The organism is Streptomyces sp. NPDC104761, from assembly GCF_055583445.1.
This window is the reverse complement of the sequence record NZ_JBVJNZ010000011.1, coordinates 285,718-311,612: the sequence shown is the minus strand read 5'-3', so window position 1 is coordinate 311,612 and position 25,895 is coordinate 285,718. Positions and strand designations below refer to the sequence as shown.

The 25,895-nt window shown below is 72.4% G+C and carries 29 protein-coding genes and 1 tRNA gene; 19 read left to right on the top strand and 11 right to left on the bottom strand.

What is annotated here, in order from left to right; all coding sequences use genetic code 11:
* Nucleotides 1–38 precede the first annotated feature (38 nt).
* A complete protein-coding gene (locus tag ACZ63F_RS28825; protein ID WP_469715086.1) occupies nt 39–818 on the top strand; it encodes a hypothetical protein in 780 nt (259 codons plus the stop codon).
* A gap of 188 nt (nt 819–1,006) precedes the next feature.
* On the opposite strand, the gene ACZ63F_RS28820 is transcribed toward ACZ63F_RS28825, so the two are convergent.
* Nucleotides 1,007–1,804, bottom strand: coding sequence for a bestrophin-like domain (locus ACZ63F_RS28820; RefSeq protein ID WP_469715082.1), 798 nt, complete (start codon nt 1,802–1,804; stop codon nt 1,007–1,009).
* Between the two features lie 275 nt (nt 1,805–2,079).
* Between ACZ63F_RS28820 and ACZ63F_RS28815 the strand changes: the two genes are divergently transcribed.
* On the top strand, nt 2,080–2,589 hold the full coding sequence (locus tag ACZ63F_RS28815; protein WP_469715079.1) for a DinB family protein: 510 nt from the start codon (nt 2,080–2,082) through the stop codon (nt 2,587–2,589).
* Nucleotides 2,590–2,684: 95 nt separating this feature from the next.
* Here ACZ63F_RS28815 and ACZ63F_RS28810 read toward each other — a convergent pair whose 3' ends face one another.
* The 6 genes from ACZ63F_RS28810 to ACZ63F_RS28785 all read right to left on the bottom strand — a co-directional run bounded on the left by ACZ63F_RS28810 (nt 2,685) and on the right by ACZ63F_RS28785 (nt 9,724).
* Nucleotides 2,685–3,164, bottom strand: a complete 480-nt coding sequence (locus ACZ63F_RS28810; RefSeq protein ID WP_093501078.1) for a YflT domain-containing protein — start codon at nt 3,162–3,164, stop codon at nt 2,685–2,687.
* Between the two features lie 187 nt (nt 3,165–3,351).
* Nucleotides 3,352–5,181, bottom strand: coding sequence for a copper resistance CopC/CopD family protein (locus tag ACZ63F_RS28805; RefSeq protein WP_469715203.1), 1,830 nt, complete (start codon nt 5,179–5,181; stop codon nt 3,352–3,354).
* A gap of 243 nt (nt 5,182–5,424) precedes the next feature.
* Nucleotides 5,425–6,192 (bottom strand): SDR family NAD(P)-dependent oxidoreductase, encoded by a 768-nt coding sequence (locus ACZ63F_RS28800; protein ID WP_469715076.1) that lies wholly within the window; start codon nt 6,190–6,192, stop codon nt 5,425–5,427.
* Entirely contained in the window at nt 6,189–6,683 is a 495-nt protein-coding gene (locus ACZ63F_RS28795; RefSeq protein ID WP_351960402.1) for a cupin domain-containing protein, read from the bottom strand. The genes ACZ63F_RS28800 and ACZ63F_RS28795 overlap by 4 nt, the downstream gene beginning before the upstream one ends.
* On the bottom strand, nt 6,649–7,287 hold the full coding sequence (locus ACZ63F_RS28790) for a GNAT family N-acetyltransferase (protein ID WP_469715073.1): 639 nt from the start codon (nt 7,285–7,287) through the stop codon (nt 6,649–6,651). Before ACZ63F_RS28790 ends, ACZ63F_RS28795 begins: the two co-directional genes overlap by 35 nt.
* A complete protein-coding gene (locus ACZ63F_RS28785) occupies nt 7,280–9,724 on the bottom strand; it encodes a penicillin acylase family protein (RefSeq protein WP_469715071.1) in 2,445 nt (814 codons plus the stop codon). The genes ACZ63F_RS28790 and ACZ63F_RS28785 overlap by 8 nt, the downstream gene beginning before the upstream one ends.
* A gap of 144 nt (nt 9,725–9,868) precedes the next feature.
* On the opposite strand from ACZ63F_RS28785, the gene ACZ63F_RS28780 reads away from it, so the two are divergent.
* The 4 genes from ACZ63F_RS28780 to ACZ63F_RS28765 all read left to right on the top strand — a co-directional run bounded on the left by ACZ63F_RS28780 (nt 9,869) and on the right by ACZ63F_RS28765 (nt 12,108).
* On the top strand, nt 9,869–10,480 hold the full coding sequence (locus ACZ63F_RS28780) for an HhH-GPD-type base excision DNA repair protein (RefSeq protein WP_469715069.1): 612 nt from the start codon (nt 9,869–9,871) through the stop codon (nt 10,478–10,480).
* 121 nt (nt 10,481–10,601) lie between these two features.
* The gene (locus ACZ63F_RS28775; RefSeq protein WP_469715067.1) at nt 10,602–11,252 is read left to right on the top strand and encodes an HdeD family acid-resistance protein; all 651 of its coding nucleotides are present in this window, start codon (nt 10,602–10,604) and stop codon (nt 11,250–11,252) included.
* Nucleotides 11,253–11,561: 309 nt separating this feature from the next.
* Nucleotides 11,562–11,906: a hypothetical protein gene (locus ACZ63F_RS28770; protein WP_469715064.1), complete on the top strand. Its 345-nt coding sequence runs from the start codon at nt 11,562–11,564 to the stop codon at nt 11,904–11,906.
* Between the two features lie 67 nt (nt 11,907–11,973).
* Nucleotides 11,974–12,108, top strand: a complete 135-nt coding sequence (locus ACZ63F_RS28765) for a hypothetical protein (RefSeq protein ID WP_469715062.1) — start codon at nt 11,974–11,976, stop codon at nt 12,106–12,108.
* A 63-nt stretch (nt 12,109–12,171) separates the two neighbouring features.
* Here ACZ63F_RS28765 and ACZ63F_RS28760 read toward each other — a convergent pair whose 3' ends face one another.
* Nucleotides 12,172–13,734, bottom strand: a complete 1,563-nt coding sequence (locus ACZ63F_RS28760; RefSeq protein ID WP_469715199.1) for a helicase HerA-like domain-containing protein — start codon at nt 13,732–13,734, stop codon at nt 12,172–12,174.
* A 118-nt stretch (nt 13,735–13,852) separates the two neighbouring features.
* Here ACZ63F_RS28760 and ACZ63F_RS28755 point away from each other — a divergent pair, with 118 nt between their 5' ends.
* Nucleotides 13,853–14,149: a type II toxin-antitoxin system VapB family antitoxin gene (locus ACZ63F_RS28755; protein ID WP_003999914.1), complete on the top strand. Its 297-nt coding sequence runs from the start codon at nt 13,853–13,855 to the stop codon at nt 14,147–14,149.
* Nucleotides 14,150–14,260: 111 nt separating this feature from the next.
* Complete coding sequence (locus ACZ63F_RS28750) at nt 14,261–14,917, top strand: LytR C-terminal domain-containing protein (protein ID WP_469715060.1); 657 nt, start codon at nt 14,261–14,263, stop codon at nt 14,915–14,917.
* Between the two features lie 455 nt (nt 14,918–15,372).
* Here the strand turns inward: ACZ63F_RS28750 and upp are convergent, their stop codons facing one another.
* On the bottom strand, nt 15,373–16,008 hold the full coding sequence (upp, locus tag ACZ63F_RS28745; RefSeq protein WP_189262743.1) for a uracil phosphoribosyltransferase: 636 nt from the start codon (nt 16,006–16,008) through the stop codon (nt 15,373–15,375).
* 116 nt (nt 16,009–16,124) lie between these two features.
* Between upp and ACZ63F_RS28740 the strand changes: the two genes are divergently transcribed.
* From ACZ63F_RS28740 to ACZ63F_RS28725, 4 genes are all read left to right on the top strand, one after another.
* Nucleotides 16,125–16,331 (top strand): hypothetical protein, encoded by a 207-nt coding sequence (locus ACZ63F_RS28740; protein ID WP_352365840.1) that lies wholly within the window; start codon nt 16,125–16,127, stop codon nt 16,329–16,331.
* 364 nt (nt 16,332–16,695) lie between these two features.
* On the top strand, nt 16,696–17,223 hold the full coding sequence (locus tag ACZ63F_RS28735; protein ID WP_469715058.1) for a tRNA adenosine deaminase-associated protein: 528 nt from the start codon (nt 16,696–16,698) through the stop codon (nt 17,221–17,223).
* A gap of 56 nt (nt 17,224–17,279) precedes the next feature.
* A complete protein-coding gene (tadA, locus tag ACZ63F_RS28730; protein ID WP_352365843.1) occupies nt 17,280–17,711 on the top strand; it encodes a tRNA adenosine(34) deaminase TadA in 432 nt (143 codons plus the stop codon).
* Nucleotides 17,712–17,823: 112 nt separating this feature from the next.
* Nucleotides 17,824–17,908 (top strand) — tRNA-Ser (locus ACZ63F_RS28725).
* A gap of 46 nt (nt 17,909–17,954) precedes the next feature.
* Here ACZ63F_RS28725 and ACZ63F_RS28720 read toward each other — a convergent pair.
* Nucleotides 17,955–18,158, bottom strand: coding sequence for a PLDc N-terminal domain-containing protein (locus tag ACZ63F_RS28720; protein ID WP_469715055.1), 204 nt, complete (start codon nt 18,156–18,158; stop codon nt 17,955–17,957).
* Nucleotides 18,159–18,390: 232 nt separating this feature from the next.
* Here ACZ63F_RS28720 and ACZ63F_RS28715 point away from each other — a divergent pair, with 232 nt between their 5' ends.
* The 5 genes from ACZ63F_RS28715 (at nt 18,391) to ACZ63F_RS28695 (ending at nt 22,143) form a co-directional block, all read left to right on the top strand.
* The gene (locus tag ACZ63F_RS28715; RefSeq protein ID WP_352365847.1) at nt 18,391–18,567 is read left to right on the top strand and encodes a hypothetical protein; all 177 of its coding nucleotides are present in this window, start codon (nt 18,391–18,393) and stop codon (nt 18,565–18,567) included.
* A 17-nt stretch (nt 18,568–18,584) separates the two neighbouring features.
* Complete coding sequence (locus ACZ63F_RS28710; RefSeq protein ID WP_351960344.1) at nt 18,585–18,878, top strand: Dabb family protein; 294 nt, start codon at nt 18,585–18,587, stop codon at nt 18,876–18,878.
* 184 nt (nt 18,879–19,062) lie between these two features.
* A complete protein-coding gene (locus tag ACZ63F_RS28705) occupies nt 19,063–19,947 on the top strand; it encodes an RNA polymerase sigma factor SigF (RefSeq protein ID WP_469715198.1) in 885 nt (294 codons plus the stop codon).
* 330 nt (nt 19,948–20,277) lie between these two features.
* Nucleotides 20,278–21,204 carry an RNA polymerase sigma factor SigF gene (locus ACZ63F_RS28700; protein WP_469715052.1) on the top strand — a complete coding sequence of 309 codons (927 nt, stop codon included), beginning with the start codon at nt 20,278–20,280 and terminating at the stop codon, nt 21,202–21,204.
* A gap of 60 nt (nt 21,205–21,264) precedes the next feature.
* On the top strand, nt 21,265–22,143 hold the full coding sequence (locus tag ACZ63F_RS28695; protein ID WP_469715049.1) for a hypothetical protein: 879 nt from the start codon (nt 21,265–21,267) through the stop codon (nt 22,141–22,143).
* Nucleotides 22,144–22,211: 68 nt separating this feature from the next.
* Here ACZ63F_RS28695 and ACZ63F_RS28690 read toward each other — a convergent pair whose 3' ends face one another.
* On the bottom strand, nt 22,212–22,415 hold the full coding sequence (locus ACZ63F_RS28690) for a hypothetical protein (RefSeq protein WP_294006520.1): 204 nt from the start codon (nt 22,413–22,415) through the stop codon (nt 22,212–22,214).
* Nucleotides 22,416–22,620: 205 nt separating this feature from the next.
* Between ACZ63F_RS28690 and ACZ63F_RS28685 the strand changes: the two genes are divergently transcribed.
* Both ACZ63F_RS28685 and ACZ63F_RS28680 read left to right on the top strand, forming a co-directional pair.
* Nucleotides 22,621–23,217 carry a MarR family winged helix-turn-helix transcriptional regulator gene (locus ACZ63F_RS28685; protein ID WP_469715046.1) on the top strand — a complete coding sequence of 199 codons (597 nt, stop codon included), beginning with the start codon at nt 22,621–22,623 and terminating at the stop codon, nt 23,215–23,217.
* A 104-nt stretch (nt 23,218–23,321) separates the two neighbouring features.
* Nucleotides 23,322–25,814 carry an MFS transporter gene (locus tag ACZ63F_RS28680; protein WP_469715195.1) on the top strand — a complete coding sequence of 831 codons (2,493 nt, stop codon included), beginning with the start codon at nt 23,322–23,324 and terminating at the stop codon, nt 25,812–25,814.
* Nucleotides 25,815–25,895: the final 81 nt, after the last annotated feature.

The window sequence follows — 25,895 nt, the reverse complement described above, 5'->3', positions numbered from 1 at the left end:
TACGAAATGGCAACGCTCGGACAGGAACGGAAACGGACATGGGCAAGCGGCTGAGCGGCTACGGAGTACCGGGCCGTCGACCTGCGCAGCCCGGTGGTGCCGCGTCCGGCCCCGCGAACGTGCATGACGCCGACGCGCTGGAGACGGTCCTTGCCGCCGCCGTCCGCGCGGACGATCTCGCCCCCGAAGCCGAGCAGCGGGCCGTGGCCGCATTCCGGGCCGCGCATGCCGGAGGGGCGCACCGAGCACGTACCCGGCGCCGGGACGACTGGCGGCCGGCGAAGCAGCGGCGGGCACGGCGCCCGGTGAAGACGACGCTCGGCGTCGTGTTCGCCAGCCTCGCCCTGGGCGGCGTCGCGGTCGCGGCCATCGGTTCCGCAGGCTCCTCCACCGACAGCGCCGACCGCGGCCCGGGCACCACCCGTCCGTCCGCGGTCGCTCCGAACCGGCCGGGCGGCGCGGTCTCGTCACCGCCCTCGGACGGCGCCCGGCCGACGGGCCGGCCCACCACTGCCCAGGACACCGAAGCCCACTGCCGCGCCTACGAGAAGGTACGGGGCAACGGCACGGCGCTGGACTCGACGGCCTGGCAGCGGCTCATCGAGGCCGCCGGAGGCGAGGAGAAAGTCGCCGCCTACTGCTCGGAGCAACTGGCCGGGGCGACGGTCGCACCGAGCACGTCCGCCGGGGCGGACAGGTCCGGCAAGGGTGCCGCGAACTCCGCCAATGGCACGGCGGGTAACACCGGCGCCTCCGGCAACAGCACGGCGGGCAAGAGCCAGGCGAACGGCGGCCACGGAAACGGCAAGGACAAGTAGCCCCCGGACGCACCGACAGGGGCGCGACGAGCGCACCCCTGAGCCAGTGACTGCAACGTGAGGGGCTGCGGTCGGCGGCGGCGTCCTAGACGGAACGGCCAGGAAGCAACCATGCGAACGCTTGCGGACGGCCGCGCGGACGCTTGGAAGGCGTGGTGGCGGCGAACCTCGCTGATCGCGCCCGCCCCCTACGGTCCGCCGTTGAAGAAGCCGGACTTCAGGTCTCCGATGACGGCGTCGAGCGGATGGCCGCTGACGATGAACGGTCCGCTCCAGGGCGCGGTGAGTGCGAAGAGCAGTGCCAGGCTCAGCCCGACCACACTCGCGATCCCCACGATGAGCAGTGACGTTCGCAGACTGCTGCGGAAGACGAGTGCGCCCGAGTTCACGATCAGAGCCACACCGCTGACCACCAGCGTGACTACGTAGAGCGTGGGTACGTCGCGCGCGGCGGCGGCGACGCGGGCGCGGCGGCTGCTGGTGACACCGTCAAGGGAGAGCGCCAGCTCCGCACCTGTCGGGACACCCACCTCGGGGCGGGCCGCCTCGGTGCGCACGCTCCGTTCCAACCGTGCGATCGCACGAGCGGTGGCCGGGTCGTCACCGGACGCCGCCGCCGTACCCTCCCACTCCCTGGCCCGCGTGGTCTGCAGGTAGTCCAGCAGTGCCGCATGGATCGGCTCCGACCGGACGTGCGGACTCGTCGCCGCCCACGCCAGCCGGGAGGCCGCCGCGGCCTCCTCGCTCACCAGCCCCTCGGCCGCGCGCAGGTAGCCGGCCTCGCTGGCGAGTGACAGTGCCGCGAAGATCGCGAAGGCGGCGCCGAGCGTCGGCATCAGGGGCGTGGCGATCTGCGGCACCCGGTCCCGTTCCCCGGCCGGTACGAGCGCCCGGACGCCAACCCGCGCCGCTGCCGCGACCAGGAGGGCGAGCAGGAGCCCGCCCACGACCAGCACCGCCGCCGGCAGCGAGGTCAGCCAGTTCACCGCATCACCTGCGGCGCGTTCCGGCGAGCGCCCCGCGGCGGCGGCGCGTCGGGCACCGCGACCCGGAGCTCCACATCGACCACTTTTCTCCGCATCGACCACTTTTGACGACCGCTCCATGATCACAGGTCGAACACCTCTGACGCGCGCGACGCCCGGCACGGCATCTGTCTTCATCGGCCGAACAGCCCATGCGGGCCGCCGGTCGGCTGGATACTGCTGCCGCGCCCGGGATGCGGGAGCGGATGATCGGTGAACGACGAGGAGTACGGCCAGTGACCAGCGACCCCCGCACGGGACCGCCCAGCTTCGGCAGTGAACGCGAGATGCTGCGGGCTTTCCTCGAGTACCACCGCGCGACCCTCGCGATGAAGTGCGAGGGGCTCACCGACGAGGAGCTACGTCAGCGGTCGATGCCGCCGTCCACGTTGTCGCTGCTCGGTCTGGTGCGGCACCTGGCGGAAGTGGAACGCGCCTGGTTCCGCCGGGTGTTCGAGGACAAGGACGCGCCCATGGTGTGGTCCGACGAGATCGACTTCCAGGCGGCGTACGACGCGAGCGGGTCGACCAGGGCGGAGGCGTTCGCCGCGTGGGAGGCCGAGGTGGAGACCTCGCGCCGGATCGAGCGCGCTGCCGAATCCCTGGACCAGGCCGGATACCAGCCGAGGTGGGAGGAGGAGGTGTCGCTGCGGATGGTGATGCTGCACGTGCTGCTGGAGTACGGCCGCCACAACGGGCACGCCGACTTCCTCCGCGAGGGCGTCGACGGCACCGTGGGCGCCTGAGCGGAGCAGCCGGGCCGGACGGCTGCCGACCGCCGGTACCCGCTTCCGGGCCCGCCACGCCGGGTGGGTCCGGGAGGGGCGGACATGGGCTCCGCTCAGCCCTCGCGCCAGCCGAGCTTGATGAGGAGGTTCTTCGCCTCCTCGGCGACCTCGGCCTGGGCGACCACGTCGTAGCGGGCGGCGACGATCTGGCTGCGGGACGCGAAGTCGCGGCGGCCACCGGTGAAGGCGTGGCCGGCGAAGCCGAAGAGGGCGCCGAAGATCGCGCCGTAGAACAGCCCGCTGATCATCAGGACCAGGACGTGGTGGTTGCCCGCGGCGAACAGCGACAGGAGCAGGCCGACGAGGAGCCCGAACCAGGCACCCGAGCCCGCGCCGGCCAGGGCGGCCCGGCCGCGGGTGAGGCGGCCGAGCACCGTCTCCACCATCCGCAGGTCGGAGCCGATGATCGCGGTGTGCTCCACCGGGAACTTGCTGTCGGAGAGGAAGTCGACCGCACGCTGCGCGCCCTCGTAGGTCGGATACGAGCCGACGACCGGCCGGTCGAGCGGCGCCGTGGGCGGTTGCTGGGTCATCGCGGGACTCCCTTCCCTCACCGCCCCCGTCGAACAGCCTGCTGCGGGGAGGTGGTCGCCGCAAGGCGGACGTGCCCGACCCGCACGCGTGGTGGACGGCGCTGCCCCCGACGAGGTGCTCCGCCGCCCCGCCGAGGCCGGCGCCGGAGCCGGCCAGGGACGAGACGGACCGCCACGGTGGTCACGGCTAGGCGGCGATCCGCACCTTCTTCGTCACCGTCACCTGGTCCAGGTCGGAGACCCGTACCGTCACCGACATCGTCCACTCGCCCGCGAGGGGGAGGTTGACGGAGTCGGCGGCCCAATAGCCGCCGCGGTCGGTCACGTTCGCCGGGAGCGGGCCGATCTTCTGGGCGGCGAGGGTGAAGGAGAGGCGGAGTTCGGGGACGGCGGAGATGCCGCCGTCGGGGCCGAAGACGACCGCCTGCACGGAGTTCGCACCGACGCGTCCGGGGTCCAGGGTGATCTGCACCTTGCCGTGGCCGTTCGGGGTGCCGACGTCGAAGGGGACGAGGGCGACGACGGCCGCGGGGATGCCGGCCGAGGCGGCCGGCGCCGTTCCCGACCCGGCCGCCTCGGCCGCGGCCCGGCCGGGGAGGGTGCCGGTGAGGATCGTGGTGATGCCCAGGACGGCGACGCCGACGGCCACTTCGGCGAGGACCGAACGGCGCAGAGCGGCCTGGTGGCGGCCGGCGGGGGTGGCCCGAGGTTCGTCTGGGGTGGCCCCAGGTTCGTCGGGGCGTGGTGTGTCCTGCCTCCCGGCCGGCGGGTCCGCCGGGCCTCCTCCGACCGGCAGTGGGACGCGCTCGGGGGCCGGCACGGCCGGGGCCTGCGCGAGCCTCGCCGTCCAGCGCCGGGACTGCGAGGCGGCCGCCAGCAGCAGGGTCACCCCGGCGAGCTTGACGAGCAGGAGCCTGCCGTACGACGTGTCCGTGAGGGCCTGCCAGGAGCCGAGGCCGCGCCAGGACTGGTAGACGCCGGTGACGACGAGGACCGTCACCGCCCCGAAGGCCGTTCGGGAGAAGCGGGTGACCACCGCGGCGGGCAGCGGCACGTCGGAGCGCTGGAGGGTGATCAGGAGGGCAGCGAGGCCGCCCATCCAGAGCGCCATCGACAGCAGGTGCAGCACCGACGAGGTCATCGCAAGGGGGACCTGGACACCGGCCGAGGCGTGTTCCGCCGCCGCCCAGGTCAGGGCCAGGGCGACGGAGAGGGCGGCGGCCGCGGCGAGCCAGGGGCGTGACGGACTGGACGGAAGGTCGCGGCCCACGCGCCTGCGGAGCAGGAGGTGGAGTGCTGCGGTGAGCGCCAGCAGGGCCACCCGGGCCAGCAGGGCCAGACCCGGGCGCCCGGACGCGGACCTGGCGAGGGCGGAGAGGTCGAAGGCCGTCGCCGGGGAGGTGCCCTCCTCGTACGGGGAGCGCAGGACGAAGAGGAAAAGGGTGGCGGCGAGGAGCGTCCACCACGCCGTGCGGACCGGGGTGCGCAGGGGGGCGGGGTCCGGCGGGCGGCAGACGGCCAGGAAGGCGACGGTGCCTGTCAGCAGGGCCATGGCGAGGTACGCGACGTAGCGGCCGATGTTGTAGAGGCTGCCGGTGAGCGGGTTCTCGACGGGGCCGGCGGAGACGGCCGCCGCGGTCGCCGACGGCTTGCCCACGGAGAAGGTGAGGGCGCCGGAGACGGGGTGGCTGTCCGCCGAGACGACCCGCCACGCCACGGTGAACGTGCCGGTGCCCAGCTTCTTCGGGAAGGTGATCCGCGCGGTGTCCGAGCCGGCCGGCCCGTGTCCGGCCTCGCTGGTGTCCACCCGGTGGTTGGTGGGGTCGTACACCCGGAACGAGTCGTCGAGCAGGCCGACGGCCTCGGTGAAGGTGAGGGTGACGGATGCCGGGGACGACTTGAGCACGGCGCCGTCGGCGGGGTCGCTGCCGCGCAGGGCGGCGTGCGCGGAGGCGGGAGCGGCCGATGCGAGGAGAAGGGCGGCGAGGAGGCTGCCGAGGAGCGCGAGGGCGCGCAGGGCTCTGTCGTTCCTGCGGTTCCTCTGGTTCCTGCGGTTCCTCTGGTTCCTCTGGTTGCCGGTCGGGGCCTGCCGCTTGTCGTGTCCTTCGCTCACGTCACCCGCTCCGAGTTCGGAAACACGCGTTCCCGGGTCATACGGACGGGAAGCTTGTAGCGCTCAATTTGTCTGCGGGTGAGTGGGGGCTGAGCGCGCAGTTCCCCGCGCCCCTTGCGGGGCGCCTGGGTTCGGACGCTGAAAAGGTCACCACGTCGGGCGTGCCGACACCCCGCCGTCGACCACCAGGTCGTGGCCGGTGATCCAGGACGCGAGCGGTGAGGTCAGGAAGACCACCGCGTTCGCCACGTCGTCCGCGGTGCCCAGCCGGCCCGTCGGCACCGCCTCCTGCCACCGCCGTACCCCTTCGGGCCAGTCATCCGCCAGCCCCTCCCGGTCGATGAGACCCGGGGAGACGGTGTTGACGCGGATGCCGGAGCGGCCGTACTCGAGGGCCGCCGCCCGCGCGTGCATGACCACCGCGGCCTTCGCGGTGCTGTAGTGGGCGTGGCCGACGGCCGGGTGGGTCGCCTCGATGGACGCGATGTGGGTGACCGTGCCGCCGCCGGGCAGGCCGCGCATGGTCTCGGCCGCGGCCTGGGTGCAGGCGAAGACGCTGGTGAGGTTGGTGTCGACGACCGCGCGCCAGTCGGCCGCGGTCATGCCGGGCAGCGGTTGTACGGGCTGTACCGCCGCGTTGTTGACCAGGGCCGTCAGCCGTCCGCCGCCCCACTGCGCGGCCTCCCGGACGACGCGGTGGCAGGTCTCCTCGTCGCTCAGGTCTCCCTGTACGACCGTCGCCCTGCCGCCGAGGGCCTCGATGTCCGCGGCCGTCTCCCGCGCCGCCCGTACCGCCGTGCGGCAGTGAACGGCCACCGCCGCGCCCTCCTCCGCCAGGCGCCGGGCGACGGCGCGGCCGATGCCGCCGCTCGCGCCCGTGACCAGGGCGGTCTGTCCGTCGAGCAGAAGGGTCATGGACGGCAGAGTCCCGTGATGCGGGCGGCTTCGGAGGGGTAACGCGCCGTGAGGTCGGCCGCGTTCCCGTGTTCGTACCCCTCGAAGGTGAATCCGGGGGCCATGGTGCAGCCGAACAGGGTCCAGGCGCCCGGGGTCGCCACCCGGGCGCCCATCCAGGTGCCGGCCGGGACGGTCAGCTGGATGTGCTGGCCGCCGAGGAGGTCGGGGCCGAGGACGGGCGTGCTGGTGGTGCCGTCGGGGGCGAGCAGCAGGAGCTCCAGCGGGTCGCCCAGGTAGAAGTGCCAGATCTCGTCGGTGGGGAGACGGTGCAGGGCAGAGAAGTCGTCGGCGGTGAGGAGGACCACGATCGCGGTGCCCTCGGGGCGGCCGTCGGGGCGTGCGGGACCGGCCCAGGTCTCCCGGAACAGGCCGCCCTCGCGGGGGATCGGCTCCAGGCCGTAGTGGGCGATGAGGTCATCGGCGGTCGGCTTCGGGCTCGGGCTCGGCATCGGGGAGGTCACCCGGGAAGGCTACCGGCCGGGTGAGGAAAGCCAGTTGAGCGTGCTTCTCGGGCAGGTGGACGTCGGGGAGGTCGATCTCGGGGAGGACGACGGCCGGGCCGAGCTGGAAGCCCTGGCGCCGGAAGCGGGCGATCGCCTTCTCGTTGCGGACGTCCGGGTCCACGACGATGCGGTGGCGGTCCCTGCCGAGCAGCACGTACGCCGTGAAGGCGGTCAGCAACGCCTCCGTCCAACCGGGGCGGGGGCCTTCGGGTCCGGCCGGGGCGAGCAGGACGTGGACGCCGACGTCACCGGGGCGGACGTCGTAGCACTCGCCCACACGGTCGGCCGCCGGCTCGTACGTCTGCAGGAGGCCGACCGGCGTGCCGTCCTTCTCGGCGAGGTGGGCGTGGTGGGTGTCGAGGGTCGCCATGTGGGCGTAGATCTCGGCGACCTGGGCGCGGGTGAGTCCGGTCATGCCCCAGAAGGCGGCGCGTTCCGCGTCGACCCAGCTGTGCACGACGGCCGCGTCGCGCTCGGGGTCGAGGGGGCGGAGCCGGACGGTGCCGAAGCCGGCGAGGGTGTGCTCGAAGACGGGGTGGTGCTCAGCCATCGGTGTCCTCCGTGAGGTCTGTGCGTTCCAGCCGGGCCCAGTCGGTGACGACCGGGACCAGTTCTCCCCTGAGCCACAAAGGGAGTTGGTCGGTGTGGTGGGGGGCGCCCGGGACGCCGTCCGCGCCGAGCGGGACCACCCAGAGGCTGTCGTCGCGGCGGGCCAGGTCCCAGACGTAGCGGGCGGCCGGGCCGCGGGTGGCGCGGTCGGTGAGGCCGGGGACGGCGGAGGTGCACAGCACGCAGTCGTGGTCGCCGGACAGCGCCGGTCCGTCGTACGGCGACGGGCCGGGCAGCGCCTGCCAGGAAGCGAGGCGGTGGGTGTCGCCCCAGGTGCCGGTGGGCGGGTCGGCGGCGACCTCCTGCACGGCGGCGCGGACGGCGGCGGGGCGGTCGACGCCGTACAGCTCCGTCGCCCGCAGGAGGTGTTCGAGGGCGAAGGCGATCCGGGGGACGAGGGCCAGCCAGGGGCGCAGGACCTCGGGGAGGTCCGGGGGTTCGGCGAGCGCGGCGAAGGCGGGGTGGGCGGCGAGGTGCCGTACGACGGCGGAGCGTACGGCCGCGTAGGCGGCGGCGTCGGTGCTGTCGGCGTCCATCCGGCGGTCCCAGGCGAGGAGGCGGTCACGGAGGGCGCCGGCCTCGGGGGTGAGGCCGTCGAGGGCGGCCAGCTGGTCGAGGAGGGGGGCGGCGGAGGCGAGGTGGGTGTCGGTGTGGATCGCGGGCAGGCCGGCGGCGGACCAGGCGCGGCGCTCGTCGAGGAGGGCGCGGATGCGGTCGGCGCGGTGCGGCGGGGCGAACTCGACGCCGAGGGGGGCGGCCGGGCCGCGCTGGTTGGCCATCACGGCCACGCCGTCCGTGAGGTCGCCGTACGGCATCTCGTGCCAGCCCTGCCAGTCGTGGCCGGGGAGCCAGGCGGGGGCGAGGCGGGTGCGGTTGGTGTGGGACCGGACGGGGACGCGGCCGGCGACGCGGTGGAGGAGGCCGCCGTCGGTGTCGGCGGCGTGCACGACGTTGACGGGCTCGGCCCAGGCGTCGAAGGCACGGTCCACGTCGGTGACGTGGCGGGCGCGGAGGAGGGGGAGGAGGGCGCTGAAGCCTAGGTCCTCGGTGACGCGGGGTGGGTAGCGGAGGGCCAACGCCTCGGCTTCGCCATCGGCGGATGTCTTCCCACCCGCACCACCCGTGCGGCTTTCGTGGTCGGGTGCGGGTGGCCCCTGTGGGGGCCGAGCACCGCCGGCGGCTGCCCGAGAATCGCTGCCATCCCCCGCCGTCTCCTTCGCCGCCCCCGCCTCCGTCCCCGGACCCGCCTCCGTCCCCGGACCCGTCCGCGTCCCCGGACCCGGACCCACCTCCGAACCCGAATCCGTCCCCGAACACGTCCCCGTCCCCGAACCCGTCCCCGAACCCGAACCTGAACCTGAACCCGAATCCGTCCCCGCCACCGAACCCGGATCCGTCCCCGAACACGTCCCTATCCCCGTCCCCGAACCCGGGTCCGTCGTCGTCCCCGGACCCGTCCCCGGGCACCCGGTGATGACCGGCCCCCGGGGTGTTTCGAGTAGCTCGATCTCGGTCGGGGGGTTGCCGTAGATCTCGATCGTCTCCGTGTGGCGGTCGGCCGGGGTCCAGGTGCCGTCCGGGGCGAGGGCCTCCACGTCGGTCCCGGTGCGCCGCAGGCGCTCGCGGTAGAGGTCCTGGTAGTCGGCCATCGCGTTGGTGATGGACCAGGCGACCGTGCCCGCGTGGGCGAAGTGGGCGATGCCGGGGACGCCCGGCACCGCCAGGCCGACGACGTCGAACTCCGGGCAGGCGAGGCGGATCTGCTGGTAGACGCCGGGTGCCTCGATGAACCGGTGGGGGTCGCCGGCGAGGAGGGGGTGGCCGGTGGTGGTGCGGGAGCCGGCGAGGAGCCAGCCGTTGCTGCCCGAGGTGCCCGGGCCATCCGTGGCGAAGAGCGGAACGGCCTCCTCGCCCAGGTGCCGTATCGCCTCCTCGCGCCACAGCTTGGCCGGGAAGCCGGCGAACAGGATGTGGGTGGTCAGCCAGACGCCCAGGGGATGCCAGGGCTCCCAGGTGCCGGGGGCCAGGCCGGTGCGGGCGAACTCCGGGGTGCGGGCGGCGCCGGCCGGCAGGCCCTCGTTGACGCCGGCCACGTACGCCCGTACCCACTGCGCCGTCTCCGGGTCCCGTCTCTCCAGCGCCCCGAAGCAGCGTCTCGCCGTGTCCGCCAGGCGGGCCCGGCGGGCGAAGACGTCCCAGGCGACGGCCGTGGCGCCGAGAAAGGACGCCGACGTCCCCTGCGCGCGGTGCCGTTCCGTCTCCAGCTGCCAGGCCCGGTCATGGGCGGTGACCCGGCCCTGGGCACGGGCGAGTTCGAGGGCGTCGGCCGCCCGCAGATGCGGGATGCCCCAGGCGTCGCGGTACGTCTCGATGGCCACCTTGTGACCCCCTTGTATGAGGTTAGCCTTACCTAAGTTGAATCGCGGAGGAATCGTACGCGAGGGTGAGGGAGCCGCGGAGGCCGGGGGAGCGCGGGCCGCGGCGAGCGCGCGGCGCCGGTCCTGGCGCGGGATCATCGAGCCATGGACGCCGACACCGACTCCCCCGCCCTGCACCTCGCCCAGGACCCCGAGGCCGACGAACTCCTCAGCCGCAGCAGGCTCGCCGCGCTCACCGGCATGCTCCTCGACCAGCAGGTGCCGATGGAGTGGGCGTTCAAGGGGCCGGCGACCATCGCCCGGCGCATGGGCACCGACGACCTGGACGCGCACGAGATCGCCGCCCAGGACCCGGAGGCGTTCGCCGCGCTGCTCGCCGAGAAGCCGGCCGTGCACCGGTATCCCGGCTCCATGGCCAAGAGGATCCAGCAGCTGTGCCAGTACCTCGTCGAGCATTACGACGGTGACGCCGAGTGCATCTGGCGTGACGCCGGCAGCGGGGCGGAGCTGCTCCGGCGGCTGCAGGAACTGCCCGGCTTCGGGAAGCAGAAGGCGCAGATCTTCCTGGCACTGCTGGGCAAGCAGCTCGGGGTGACGCCGACGGGGTGGCGGGAGGCCGCCGGGGCGTACGGGGAGGCGGCGGCGTACCGGTCGGTGGCCGACATCACCGGGCCCGAGTCGCTGGCGAAGGTGCGGGCCCACAAGCAGGAGATGAAGGCGGCGGCGAAGGCCGCGAAGGGCGGGGAAAAGTCGTAGGGGGCGTCGGGCTGGGTCAAGCCGTCGGGGGTGTCGGGCGGGGCGGCCGTGGTTCTCGGGGCGTCATCCGATCAGACCCTCCCTGCTGGCATCGCCGCCTTCCCCGGTCTCAGCTGGAACCATGACCGAGCCCCCCAGCACCGGCCCCGCCGACGACGACCGGAAGGCGCACGCCACCGGCACCGCTCGGCATGAGCCCGAACCGCCCTTCGAGGGACCGCTGCACGCCCTCTCCCGGGCCGCCTGGCAGATCGTCCTGCTCACCGGGATCGCCTCCCTGATCCTCGGCGTCCTGGTCCTCCTCTGGCCCGGCGCCTCGCTGCTCGCCGCCGGTGTGCTCTTCGGCATCTACCTGCTGTTCGCCGGTGTCTTCCAGTTGGTCGCCGCCTTCGGCACGCACCGGGCGACGTCGCTGCGCGTGCTGGCCTTCATCAGCGGCGCGCTGATGATCGTGCTGGGCCTCTTCTGCTTCCGCGGCCCCCTGGAGTCGATCCTGCTGCTCGCCCTGTGGATCGGCATCGGCTGGCTGATCCGCGGGATCACGCAGACCGTGGCCGCCGTCTCCGACTCCCGGGTGCCCGCGCGGGGCTGGCAGGTCTTCCTCGGGATCGTCACGTTCATCGCCGGCGTCGTGCTGATCGTCTCGCCGTTCACGTCGGTCGCGGTGCTCACCCTGGTCGCCGGTATCTGGCTGGTCGTCGTGGGCGTCGTCGAGATCGTCACGGCGTTCGGCATCCGCGGCCGCGCCAAGCAGATTCCGCAGGCCCTGTGAACCCCGGCCTCGTCGGCGCGGGCCTCGTGGACGCGGACCTCGCGTGCGCGGGCTTCACGGGAGCGGGCTTCGTGAACGGTGCGGGCCTGGTGAACGGCGCGGAACTCGTGAGGGGCGCTGAACTCGTAAGCGGCGCGGAACTCGTAAGCGGCGCGGAACTCGTGGGCGGCGCGGAACTCGTGGGCGGCGCCGGCCACGTCGGCGTCACCCCGTCCGCTTCGTCAACCTCGCGCCCCGCAGGTACGCCGAGCGAGCGGTTCTCGGGCCCCGCGCGGTGAACAGCGGCCACTTCGCGGGGAGATGACCGGCATGAGCAGCGGTCCTTCGGCGGGACGCCGCCCGCGGCCGGGCCCCGCCTGGCCGCGGGTGCTCGTGCTGCTGCTCGCCCTGCTGCTGGCCGGCGTCCCGACGGCGGCCGAGGCGCTCGCCGTGGCAGCCCCGGCCGTCTCGGCGGAGACCGTCGAACACGATGTCCCCGACATCCCGCTGCGGCTGCCCGCCCGCCCCGTCGACCGCGTCGACGTACCCCAGCGCCCCGCACCGCTCCCCGGCCCGGCCCCCGCCGGCCCGGCGGACCGCCACCGGCCCTGCCCGACGGCACCGCGTCCGCCGTACGCCACGCCCCTGCTGCGCACCGTGGTCCTGCGCTGCTGAGAGACCGGCCTGTCCCGCACTCCCCCAGGTCAGTCAGCTCAGTCAGCTCTACGCAAGGAACACCGTCATGTCCTCAGACCCGTACGCGGTCCTGCGCGCCCTGCTGCGCGCGGAAGCCGTGCGCAGCACACCGAAACCGGAGACGAAGACGGCCGAAACGCCGCAGCCGCGGCGGCAGGCGCAGGCGCAGAAACGCGGTTGACCCCGCGGAGCCGAGCCGGAACCGAGCCGTGGCCGAGCCGGGTGTCCTGTGCGGGCGCCCGGCTCACCGGCGCCGGCGGGCCGTGCCGAACAGCGACCGGGTGATCTCACGGCCGAGTTGCGTGCCCACCGACCGGGCGAGGGACCTGAACATTCCGCTGCCGACCACCTGCTCGACCAGCGAGGGTTCTTCTCTGCGCACCGCTTCTCCGCGCGCTGCGGGAGCCTGCGGCTCGGCCGGCGTCCGCTGCAGCTTCTCGTACGCCGACTCCCGGTCCACAGCCTGTGCATAACGACCGTGCAGCGCGGACCCGCGCACCGCGGCGTCCAGCTCCGCCGCGTCGACCGGCCCCATGAGCGACCGGGGGGCCCGCAGCCGGGTCGCCGCGACCGGCGTCGGGGCGCCCGTCTCGCCGAGCACGGTCACCACGGCCTCGCCGGTGCCGAGCCCCGTGAGCAGCTCCTCGAGGTCGTACGACGACTTCGGGAAGGTCTGCACGGTGGCCCGCAACGCCTTCTGGTCCTCGGGGGTGAAGGCTCTGAGCGCGTGCTGGACGCGGTTTCCGAGCTGGCCGAGGACGTCGGACGGTACGTCCTTCGGGGTCTGCGTCACGAAGAAGACGCCGACTCCTTTCGAGCGAATGAGGCGCACGGTCTGCGTGATCGAGTCCAGGAACGCCTTCGAGGCCTCGTCGAACAGCAGGTGCGCCTCGTCGAAGAAGAAGACCAGCCTGGGCCGGTCGGCGTCGCCGATCTCGGGGAGGTCGTGGAAGAGGTCGGCGAGCAGCCACATCAGGAAGGTGGAGAAGAGGAGGGGCTTGTCCTGGACCGCGGGGAGTTCGAGGACCGAGACGATGCCGCGGCCGTCCGGTGCCGTGCGCAGGAGGTCGGCGGTGTCGAACTCCGGCTCGCCGAAGAAGTCCGCCATGCCCTGGGCCTCGAAGGCGGTGAGCGAGCGCAGGATCACCCCGGCCGTGGCCGTCGAAAGGCCTCCGATGTCCTTCAGCTCCGCCTTGCCCTCGGGCGAGGTGAGGAAGGCGACCACCGCCCTGAGGTCCTTGAGGTCGATCAGCTCCAGGCCCTTGGTGTCGGCGTAGTGGAAGATCAGACCGAGGGACTGCTCCTGGGTGCGGTTGAGCTGGAGCACCTTGGCGAGCAGCAGCGGGCCGAAGCTGGTGATCGTGGCGCGGACGGGGACGCCGTGGCCCAGGCCGCCGAGGGCGAGGAACTCCGCGGGGAAGCCGGTCGCCGTCCACTGCTGGCCGACCTCGGCCGCCCGGGCCTCGACCCCGGCGTCCGGCTGCCCGGGCGCGGCGATGCCGGACAGGTCGCCCTTGACGTCCGCCAGGAACACCGGGACGCCGTGCGCCGAGAGCTGCTCGGCGATCAGCTGGAGCGTCTTGGTCTTGCCGGTGCCGGTGGCGCCGGCGACCAGGCCGTGGCGGTTGAGCATGGGGAGGGGGATGCGGACCTGCGCACCGGGAAAGCAGTGGCCGTCCCGGAGGACAGCGCCGAGTTCCAGCGCCTGACCGGCGAAGGCGTACCCGGCGGCGATCCCGGCGACCACGGGATCGGCGGCGCCCGCGGGGAGCTTGACACCCGCTTCCTCGGCGTCACCGGAGCTCATCGTCATCGGACCCCCTGTTCCCGTTTGGCCCGCTTGATGACCTTTACGGCGTCTTTTCCAGCGTCGCACTCGGTCGCCATGGCTGCGCCCGGAACGTCTGGACCGGTAGGCTTTCCGTGTGATCTTCAAGCGCATCGGAAACGGCCGGCCGTACCCCGACCACGGCCGGGAGAGCACCCGGCAGTGGGCGGACGTCGCACCGCGCCCGGTCCGCCTCGATCAGCTCGTGACGACCAAGGGGCAGCTCGACCTGGAGACCCTCCTCGCCGAGGACTCGACGTTCTACGGCGACCTCTTCGCGCACGTCGTGAAGTGGCAGGGCGACCTGTACCTGGAGGACGGGCTGCACCGCGCGGTCCGCGCCGCCCTGCAGCAGCGTCAGGTGCTGCACGCGCGCGTGCTCGAACTCGACTGACACCCGTAGGCCATCGGGCATTTGCCGCCGGTTGACCCTTTCGGGTTAGACCGTCCGCCGTCGGATGATCATCTATTAGTCAACGCACCCGTGGCGCACTACGCTGCGCTCATGAGCATGCTGACTCCCCCCGGCATGGGTGGCCAGTACCGGATCACAGGGGACAAATACCCACGCATGCGCCCGCGCCGACGACGCGCCCGGCTGGTCCTCTCCGTGGTCGCCTCCGTCACCGCGCTCGGCCTGGCCGGCTGGGGCACCCTGCAGCTCATCGACGTCTTCACGGGCGGCGGCGGAACGGCCTCGGCGGCCGGCTCGGCGGGAGACTGCGTCAAGCAGGCGGCGGCCAGCGCGAGCCCCGCGGCCGGTGCGACGGCCGTGGTGTTCCCGAAGCCGGCGCAGATCACGGTGAACGTCTACAACGCCACGACCCGGAGCGGCCTGGCCAAGGACACCGCGGACGAACTGAAGAAGCGCGGCTTCAAGATCGGCGACGTCGGCAACGCGCCGGCGAAGTTCGACCAGAAGGTCAAGGGCACGGCGATACTGCTCGGCCCGGCCACCGCACTGAAGACCTCGCTCCCGGTCCTCGCCACCCAGGTGACGGCGGCCGACCAGCGCACGGAAGCGGGCCGCAAGGGCACCGCCGTCGACCTGATCATCGGCAACGCCTTCAAGTCCCTGACCCCCCAGGCAACGGCAGCAAAGGCCATCACAGCCCTCTCCGCCCCCAAGCCGACGACCTCAACCACGAAGAAGACCTGCTGAGAGCAGAGCCGGGCCCGGGCGCCCCAAAGGGGCGCGGGGAACTGCGCGACCAGCCACGATGGCGCGTTGCTCCGCAACGGGCGGCGCCCCGACGGCGGCTTGCGGCTGCCCGGCACCGCCGAATCGCACCGTCGTGGCTGAGCGCCGTCGCGGCGGAAAAGAAGGGGGCCCGGCAAGCGCCCCAAAGGGGCGCGGGGAACTGCGCGACCAGCCACGACGGACCCGCGACCGCTCACGCACCCGCACCGCTACGGCGCCCAGCCGAACGCCCCGCCGGACACCGCGAGGCCCCGCCGAACTCCGCCATCGTGGTCGCTGCTCATCGCCGCGGCGGTCAAAGAGACGCGAGGCCCGGCAAGCGCCCCACAGGGGCGCGGGGAACTGCGCGACCAGCCACGACGGACCCGCGGGCGCCCGCGCACCCGCACTCCTGCGGCGCCGAAGCGGACGGACCGTTACTCGGCCGCGCCGTAGAGCCGGTCGCCCGCGTCGCCCAGGCCCGGCACGATGTAGCCGTGCTCGTTGAGGTGGTCGTCGACCGCCGCCGTCACGACCGTGACCGGCGTCCCCGCCAGCTCGCGCTCCATGAGCTCGACGCCCTCCGGCGCGGCCAGCAGCACGACCGCCGTCACGTCGTCCGCGCCACGCCTGATGAGTTCGCGGATCGCCGCGACCAGCGTGCCGCCCGTGGCCAGCATCGGATCCAGGACGTACACCTGGCGCCCGGAGAGGTCCTCCGGCATCCGCGAGGCGTACGTGGACGCCTGCAGCGTCTCCTCGTTGCGGATCATGCCCAGGAAGCCCACCTCGGCGGTCGGCAGCAGCCGCACCATGCCGTCCAGCATGCCGAGCCCGGCCCGCAGGATCGGCACCACCAGCGGCCGCGGCCGGGCGAGCTTGACGCCGGTCGTGGCGGCCACCGGGGTCTGGATGTCGACCGCCTCGGTCCGCACGTCCCGCGTCGCCTCGTAGGCGAGCAGGGTGACCAGTTCGTCGGCGAGCCGCCGGAACGTCGCGGAGTCGGTGCGCTGGTCGCGCAGCGTGGTGAGCTTGTGGGCGACCAGGGGGTGGTCGACGACGTGGAGACGCATGTCCACAACAGTAACCGCGCCCTCTCCCGCCTCGCGCACGTCCGGGCAGTCCCACGCTGGCATCAAACCCCCCATCCGGGGGAAAGTGGAGGTGTCGGACTGGGGGTGATGTGACCGTGCCGGAACTTCCCGAGCCGCCCGAGCGGCCGGACCGCGCGTACGGCGCGCCCGAGGGTGAGACGGAGGCCGAGCGGCGGCGCCGCCGGGCCCGGTTCCTGCGCGACCTCGCCGAGGCGCGGGCGTTGCGCGACCGGGTCCAGCCCCGCCGCGCCAAGGTGGCCAGGCTGCGGCAGGCGATGCGCATGCGGACGTTCCGCTGGTAGGAATCGCCGAGAGACGGCGAGACTCGGCAACAGACGTGAAGCCGATCCTTCGGCAAAGATCCACTCCTTGTGGCGCGTTGCGGTCCGTCACGGGGAAGGCCGTGCGTGGGCCGCGGGAAAACCCGCGTACGATCCGCAGGTGGCGGCAACGAGTGCGCTGGTGACTGCGTTGACGGGCGCATGGATGGCTCTTTGCATACGTGCGATCAAAACTGCCAGACACAGGGAGCCGAAGACGTCCCCTGAACGCCTTGTTTCTGCCACGATTCCGAGTGGGCGGGGCTCGGAGCACAGCTCTCCCCTCCCAGAACCTCCGCCGGGGGGACCCCCAACCGGCACGCCTAAGACCAGTGGGAGAGTCACGGTGTACTTCGCCGCACTGCTCGCGCGCACCGAAGACGGGTGGGAAGCGAGCGACACAGAGCTCGACGATGTGGAGACCCTGTCGGACCTGGCCGACCTGGCCCGGGAATCGGCGCCGGACGCCGACGACACGGTGCTCGTCTTCATCGAGCAGGAAGACGCTTGGTTCGGCGTCGTGCGCGTCGACGGCGAGGAGGACCCCCGGGTCTTCGTCTCCAGCGCAGCCGCCGCCGCCCGCAGCTCGTACGGCGAGCTGCTGCTCACCGACGAACTGCTCGGAAGGGAGCCCAAGGACGAGGCCGACGACCTGGACGCCCTCGACCTCGACGGCACCGAGGACGGTGAGCCGGACGCCGAGGAGGACGACGACGCGGACGGTTCCGCCGTGCCGGCCGGCCCGGTCGGCGACGCCGCGATCCTCGACGACCTGGGCGTGAGCGCGAAGGAGTTGCTGGCACTCAGCGACGACGCGCTCAACGAGATCGCCGAGGCCCTGGGCGCCTCCGACGTCCTGGAGACCGTCCGCTGACGCTCCCCGAGGCATCCGGGTCCCCCGACCCGGTACGCGACCGCTGGCGGGCTGCGATGCGGCTCGCCCTGGACGAGGCCGGCCGGGCCGTCCGGGGCGGGGACGTCCCCGTCGGCGCCGTCGTGCTGTCCCCGGACGGTACGACGGTCCTCGCGGCCGGGCACAACGAACGCGAGGCCACCGGCGACCCCACCGCGCACGCCGAGGTCCTCGCGCTGCGCCGGGCCGCCGCGGCGGTCGGGGAGTGGCGGCTCACCGGCTGCACCCTGGTCGTCACGCTGGAGCCCTGCACGATGTGTGCCGGCGCCCTGGTCCAGTCCCGGGTGGACCGGGTCGTCTACGGCGCCCGCGACGAGAAGGCCGGCGCCGCGGGGTCCCTCTGGGACGTCGTGCGCGACCGGCGCCTGAACCACCGCCCCGAGGTCGTCGAGGGCGTCCTGGCGGACGAGTCCGCCCGTCTCCTCACGGACTTCTTCCGCACCCGCTGACCCGCCCGCCGACCGGCCCTCCGACACGCCCGCCGACCCGCCCGCCGGGGCCTTCCCCGGCCGCCGAATACCGATTTCAGAGCACGGCCTCCCGTGCTGTAAGGTCTCCCTCGGTAGCGTGTCCGAGCGGCCGAAGGAGCTCGCCTCGAAAGCGAGTGTGGCGCAAGTCACCGAGGGTTCAAATCCCTCCGCTACCGCTGTCGAAGGAAGGGCGGTCCCGTGTCGGGACCGCCCTTCCTTCGGTTACGCCGGCTGCTCGGGACGCTTGCCCGCGTAGTTCCACACGAGGGCGCCGAAGACCGGGGCGTGCAGCAGGAACAGCAGCCAGAGCCACTTCGGGACGTACCTGACCCGCTCCCTCGGCGTGCGGACGCAGTCGAGCAGTGCCGCCACGACGAGCACGAGCAGCAGGGTGACGAGCCCGAAGGCCATCGCCGTCATCAGCATCCGCGTTCTCCCTCTCGACCCCCGGTCGGCCGGGGTCTCCCCGGTCGTCCCGGCCCTTCATCGGAGCGGGCCCCGCGATCGGTTCACGCGACCGGTTCGCCCTGGGGAGAGCCGGAGATTCGGAGAAAAAATCCGGCGCCCATCGCGCCGTTGGTCATACAAAACGATCGGAGGGTTACACTCGCGCCCGGCAACCGGGGGAACCCGGGGGACGCGACAGGGGAGAGGCCAGGTGGCGGTGAACGCCAAGAAGATCGCCGTCTACGTACTCGTGATCTTCGCGCTCTACGTGATCATCACGGACCCGCCCAAGGCGGCGGACTGGATCCAGATAGTCTTTCAGGGCATATCGGACGCCGCGAAGGCCGTCGGTGACTTCTTCACCTGGCTGGCCGACGGGGCGAAGTAGCCGCGCCGGGAGTACTCATGATCCGCCACCTGGTCCTCTTCAAGCTCAACGAGGGCGTCGGGCGCGACGATCCGCGGGTCGTCGCGGGCGCCCGGGCCTTCGCCTCCCTCGGCGACCAGATCGAGGAGCTGCGCTTCTGGGAGTGCGGCTGGAACATCAGCGACCGCCCCATCGCCCACGACTTCGCGATCAACTCGGCGGTCGAGGACCAGGACGCGCTCAAGCGGTACCTGGAGCACCCCGCCCATCAGGCGGGCGTGGCGCAGTGGCGGGAGTTCGCCACATGGGTGATCGCGGACTACGAGTTCTGAGCCGGACGGACGCGGGAGCATCCCGAGCCCCCTGCCCGCCGGGCAGGGGGCTTTGCTGCACCTTGTGCCTCAACTTGCCCGTATTAATACCCAACACGACGTTACCAGGTGCTTGCACACAGTGCACATGTCTTGTGATGCTATGACCGCTTTTGACGGATGATTGACCGATGAAGAGGTGGCGTTGACCGTGTCGGCCAGTTCTGCGCCGCCCCAGGAAGAGGCGCCCGCCCCAGCCCAGACCCCCGCCGCTCCCGCCCAAGCCTCCGCCCCCGCCCAAGCCGCCGCGCCCGCCCCGGAGAAGCGGCGGGGCGCCGATACCCGAGCACTGACCCAGGTGCTCTTCGGGCAGCTCAAGGAGCTCAAGCCGGGCACGCCGGAGCACAACCGCGTGCGCGCGGCGCTCATCGAGGCGAACCTCCCGCTCGTGCGCTACGCGGCCGCCCGCTTCCGCTCCCGCAACGAGCCGATGGAGGACGTCGTCCAGGTCGGCACCATCGGGCTCATCAACGCCATCGACCGCTTCGACCCGGACCGGGGCGTGCAGTTCCCGACCTTCGCGATGCCGACCGTGGTCGGGGAGATCAAGCGCTACTTCCGGGACAACGTCCGCACCGTGCACGTACCGCGCCGGCTGCACGAGCTGTGGGTCCAGGTCAACAGCGCGACCGAGGACCTGACCACCGCCTTCGGCCGCTCCCCCTCCACCGCCGAGATCGCCGAGCGGCTGCGGATCAGCGAGGAGGAGGTGCTCTCCTGCATCGAGGCCGGCCGGTCGTACCACGCGACCTCCCTGGAGGCCGCGCAGGAGGGCGACGGGCTGCCGGGCCTCCTCGACCGCATCGGCTACGAGGACCCGGCCCTGGACGGCGTGGAACACCGGGACCTGGTCCGCCACCTGCTCGTCCAACTCCCCGAGCGGGAGCAGCGGATCCTCCTGCTGCGCTACTACAGCAACCTCACCCAGTCCCAGATCAGCGCGGAGCTCGGCGTCTCCCAGATGCACGTCTCCCGCCTCCTGGCCCGCAGCTTCCAGCGCCTGCGCTCGGCCAACCGCATCGAGGCATAGGGCCGCGCCCCAGGGACCCGTTACCGGTCCGAGACCCGTCCCCGGCGACTTGGTGAGACCGTAACCGCAAACAGGATCGAGCCATCACCGCCGCGAGCGAATCGCTCACCAGCGCACTTCCCGACAGTTGAGGGTCGAAAAAGCGTCAGACCCCCTTCTTCCAGGGCGGATTCGCGTCTCGCATGTCGACATGTCACTACAGCGTGTTGCCGACATGTGACATTCTGCGGGAAGCGCGTTTGCAGGGGCTCCGGCTCCGGTATTCAGGTGAAGGCATCGTTCCTCGCAGGGAACGCCGCCGCGACCGTCCCGCGACCCAAAGGGGGTGGCATGTCCGCAGACCAGGGCAGCTCGAAGGTGCTCACGCCCACGAACAGCGAGGCAGCGCCCAAGGAGCTCGACGCCATCGACGTGCTCGACAGCATCGATGGCGCGATCGACGGCGCCCCGGCGCTGGAGGCGCCTCCGGCCCAGGAAGTTCCGGCCGTCTCGGAGAGCCTCGACACCCGCACCCTGTCCCGCTCCCTGTTCCTGCGCCTTGCCGCACTCGAGGAGGACAGCCCCGAGCGTGCCTACGTCCGGGACACCCTGATCGAACTCAACCTCCCCCTCGTGCGCTACGCGGCGGCCCGCTTCCGCAGCCGCAACGAGCCGATGGAGGACATCGTCCAGGTCGGCACCATCGGCCTGATCAAGGCGATCGACCGCTTCGACTGCGAACGGGGCGTGGAGTTCCCCACGTTCGCGATGCCGACCGTGGTCGGCGAGATCAAGCGGTTCTTCCGCGACACCTCCTGGTCGGTCCGCGTCCCGCGCCGCCTCCAGGAGCTGCGCCTGGCCCTCACCAAGGCCAGCGACGAGCTCTCCCAGAAGCTGGACCGCTCGCCGACGGTGACGGAGCTGGCGGCCGTCCTGGGCGTCTCCGAGGAGGACGTGGTCGACGGCCTCGCCGTCGGCAACGCGTACACCGCCTCCTCCCTCGACTCCCCGGCCCCCGAGGACGACGGCGGCGAGGGCTCCCTGGCCGACCGCCTCGGCTACGAGGACACGGCCCTGGAAGGCGTCGAGTACCGCGAGTCGCTCAAGCCGCTCCTCGCCAAGCTCCCGCCGCGCGAGCGCCGGATCATCATGCTCCGCTTCTTCGCGAACATGACCCAGTCCCAGATCGGCGAGGAGGTCGGCATCTCCCAGATGCACGTCTCCCGCCTGCTGACCCGCACCCTGGCCCAGCTCCGCGAGGGCCTGATCTCGGACTGACGTCGACTGACATCGCGCCTACGGGTTCCTTACTGACGGAGCGTCAGCCACACTGGCGCGATGCCTCTCCGCAGGACAGGGATCCGTAGGACGCAGACCCGCAGGACGCAGATCCGCAGGAAGCGGATCCGCAGCACGCCGAGCGGCGAGACACCGAGCCGCAGGACGCCGAGTGGCCGTGGGGCCGATGCTCCCGCGGCGCCGGTGGCCGGTCCGGTGCGGCCACGCAGGGCGCCTGGCGGCCGGTGGGGCACCGGCACGGCTGCCTCGGCGGTCGCCGCCTGTCTGGCCTCGGCGCTCGCGGCGTGCGCGGGCGGCGGCCACGGCGGCTACACGGCGGTGGGTGCCGCGGGCGGCGCACCGAGCGCGTCGGCACGGCCGACGGGGTCGGTGACGCTGGTCCCCCTGGACGGGGCGAAGGGGGCGGACGACCCGACGGCCCGGGCGGGCGAGCGCGGGCCGGCCCCGACCGCCGCCACGGCCGGCCAAGCCGCCACAGCCGCCTCGCCGTCCGTCACGACCGCTTCCCCCGGCTCCGCTTCCCGCCGCGACGGCACCCAGCCACCCCGAAGCGATCCGCCGGCGTCCACCTCACCACGGCCCGACACCTCTTCGGCCACGCCATCGCCCTCGCCCGCCGCCCTCACCTGGAGCACCCCCACCCGCGAGGCCACCGACAGGCGCTGGTGCGAGAAGGTGACCGTCACCTTCGCCAACTCCGGTGGCACGGCCGTGCGTTCGGGCACGGTCACGCTCGGCACGCACATCATCGACCTGCTGGGCATCGACTGGTCGACGGTCACGTCGACGGAGCCCGTGCCGGCCCCGGTCGCGCCCGGCACCCACAAGGCGACGACCTGGACGGTCTGCGTGGACGACTGGCGGGTGCCGCTCGGCATGCACGTCGAGACGCGGGTGGTCACCGTCGACTGGAGCTGAGCACGACGAAGGCCCGGGGCACGCGACCCCGGGTTCCCTCTGCCGTACCGGCCGCCGCGGCGGCCGTCCTACATGAACGCGAGCCAGGCCACCGCCGCCACCACGACCACCGCGGCGACGACGCCGAGGATCAGGCCGAGGCGGGGGCCGGAGGAGGAGTAGGTGGTCGCCGTCTGCTGAGGAGTCTGCGGGGCCTCGTCGACGAACGCGCGGAACATCTGGGTGCTGCCGGCGGGGTCGTAGTTGCCCTGGGGGCCCTGGGTGTTAGCCATGGCCCGAGACACTAGCGAATCCGGGGGTCCGGCCCAAGTGGGGGGCCTCCATTGCACCCGGCCCACCCCACCTGCGCGTTTACGTTCGCAATACTTGCCTTTGCCAAGTTTTTGTACCCCTCCTCGCCGATATATTTGCCTGTGGCAACCAAGCAGTTCTATGGTTGCCCCAAGCAACGAATACGGTCGTGAGGAGGTGTGCGGGATGGCGAAGCAGGCGCAGTTCGAGGAGCTGGCGCGTCAGCTCAGCGCCGTCGGAGCCGTGAAGCGGGACCTGGGCCGCATTCTGCCGCCCGAGTGCCCGACCGGCTCGGCGGCGGTACTGACGCTGCTCGGCCGTCACGGCTCCATGCGCATGAGCAAGCTCGCCGAGCTGCTCGCCGTGGACATGTCCGTGACCAGCCGGCACGTGGCGCACGTCGCCGAGCGCGGCTGGATCGAGCGCTCTTCCGATCCTGCGGACAAGCGCTCCCGCATCCTGCACCTCACGCCCGCGGGCGAGGCGACCCTCGAGGAACTGTCCCGGCGCAGCACCGAGCTGCTCGCCGAGCGGCTGGACGACTGGAGCGACGAGGAGGTCGACCAGCTGATCCGGCTGATGACCCGGCTCCGGGACAGCTTCGGCGACTGCCGGGCCACGGCCCCGCACCTGCGGCCCGCCGCCGTCGGCACGGCACCCGCACCGGGCGCCCCGAAAGCCGCGGCCGAGGCCATGGACAAGGTCACGGTCACCTCCGCCGCCCGCGCCCCCACGCCCGTACTCGAACCGACGCCCACGACGACCACCCGTACACCCGCATAAGACGTCAGAAAAGGAAGCCCATGGCAACGACCACACCAGCCGGTGTGCGGGCTCACGCCAAGCACGGGGGAGGCAGCGCCGCCGGCTCCGCCGAGCACGCCCCGATGTCCCACCGGCAGATCATGGAAGCCCTCACCGGGCTGCTGCTCGGCATGTTCGTGGCGATCCTGTCGTCGACGATCGTCACCAACGCCCTGCCGCACATCATCGGTGACCTCGGCGGCGGCCAGTCCGCCTACACCTGGGTCGTGACCGCCTCGCTGCTGGCCATGACGGCCACCACCCCGCTGTGGGGCAAGCTCTCCGACCTGTACAGCAAGAAGGCGCTCGTCCAGATAGCCCTCGTCATATACGTCGCGGGCTCCATGGTCGCCGGTCTCTCGCAGAACCCCGAGATGCTGATCGCCTGCCGTGTCGTCCAGGGCGTCGGCGTCGGCGGTCTGTCGGCGCTCGCCCAGATCGTCATGGCCGCGATGATCTCGCCGCGCGAGCGCGGCCGCTACTCCGGCTACCTGGGCGCGACCTTCGCCGTCGCCACCGTCGGCGGCCCGCTGCTCGGCGGTGTCATCACCGACACCTCGTGGCTGGGCTGGCGCTGGTGCTTCTACGTCGGCGTCCCCTTCGCCGTCATCGCGCTGATCGTGCTGCAGAAGACCCTGCACCTGCCGGTCGTGAAGCGGGACGTCAAGGTCGACTGGGCCGGCGCGTTCTTCGTCGCCGCCGCCGTCTCGCTGCTGCTGCTCTGGGTCACCTTCGCCGGTGACAAGTACGACTGGATCTCCTGGCAGACGTACACGATGGTCGGCGGCTCGATCGTCCTCGGCCTGATCTTCGTCCTGGTCGAGTCGAAGGCCAAGGAGCCGATCATCCCGCTGCGGCTGTTCCGCAACCGGACCATCACCATGGCCTCACTGGCCTCCCTGTTCGTCGGTGTCGCGATGTTCACCGGCACCGTGTTCTTCAGCCAGTACTTCCAGCTGGCCCGCGACAAGTCCCCGACGATGTCCGGTGTGATGACGATCCCGATGATAGGCGGTCTGTTCATCTCCTCCACCGTCTCGGGCCAGTTCATCACCCGCACAGGACGCTGGAAGGCCTGGCTGGTCAGCGGTGGCGTGCTGGTGACGGCGGGCCTCGGCCTGCTCGGCACCATCCGCTACGACACGGCGTACTGGAAGATGTCGATCTTCATGGCGCTGATGGGTCTCGGCATCGGCATGATGATGCAGAACCTGGTGCTCTGCACGCAGAACCAGGTCGCCCCGTCCGACCTCGGGTCGGCCAGCTCCACGGTCACCTTCTTCCGGTCCCTGGGCGGTGCGGTCGGCGTCTCCGCGCTGGGCGCGGTGATGGCCAACCGGATCACGCACTACGTCACGGACGGCATCGCCTCCCTCTCCCCCAAGTACCAGGCCGCCCTGGCCGGTTCCAGCTCGTCCACCGACAGCATCCCGGACCTGAGCACGTACCCGAAGCCGCTGCGCACCCTCGTCGAGAGCGCGTACGGCCACGCCATCGCCGACGTCTTCATGATCGCCGGAGGCCTCGCGGCCCTCGCGTTCCTGATCAGCCTGTTCATCAAGGAGGTTCCGTTGCGGACCAAGGGCGCGCTGGCGCAGGCCGCCGAGGGCGAGAACAGCGAGACCGCGGAGAGCCCGGAGACCGTGGCCGCCGCCGTCGCCGCGCCGGTCGCGGCTCCCGCCGAGGAGCGGCAGGTCCCGAGCTGGGCCGCCCCGGTCGTGAGCAGCACCACGGAGGCCGCGGCCCAGCCGGAGACCGCCGGGCTGTTCACCGCCGTGGCCACCATCGCCGGTCCCGAGCAGTCGGCGGGCTCCGGTGCCACCCCGGTGCACGGCTTCGTGCGCGGTGCCGAGAGCGCCCCGGTCGCGCAGGCCGCGGTCACCCTGATCTCGCTGTCCGGCCGCCAGCTGGGCCGCGCGGTCGCGGGCTTCGACGGTTCCTACCGGCTGGACGCGCCCGGTGCGGGCTCGTACGTGCTGATCGCCTCCGCCGACGGCTACCAGCCGCAGGCCGCCACGGTCGTGGTGGGCGAGGAGCCGGTGCCCTATGACATTTTGCTGAGCGGCACCAGCGGCCTGAGCGGTGTCGTCCGCGGCGCCGGCAACGCGCTCCCGGTCAAGGACGCGATGGTCATCGTCACCGACGTGCGCGGCGACCTGCTGGCCACGACGGCCACCGGTGACCAGGGCGACTTCCGGTTCGGCGAGCTGGTGCCGGGTGTGGTCACGGTCGCGGTGAACGCGGCCGGGTACCGGCCCCGCGCCCTGCCGGTCGAGATCGGCACCACCGGGGTCACCCGGATCGAGGTCGACCTGGACGCCGGCGCCCAGCTGCAGGGTGTCGTGCGGGCCCCGCACGGCCCGCTGGCCGACGCCCGCGTGACCCTCGTGGACGCGGCGGGCAACGTGGTCGGCACGTCCACCACCGGCCCGGACGGCGCGTACGCCTTCGCCGACCTGGACGGCGGCGACTACACCGTGATCGCGACGGGCTACCCGCCGGTCGCCACCGCCCTGAACGTCACGGGCGCCGGTGTCGAGGGCCACGACATCGAACTCTCCCACCCGGCCGAGTAGTTCGAACTCCGGCCCGTGGCAGGCGCGCCCACAAGGAGGCGCCCGCCGCGGGCCGGTCTCATACGACCAATTTGTCATTGT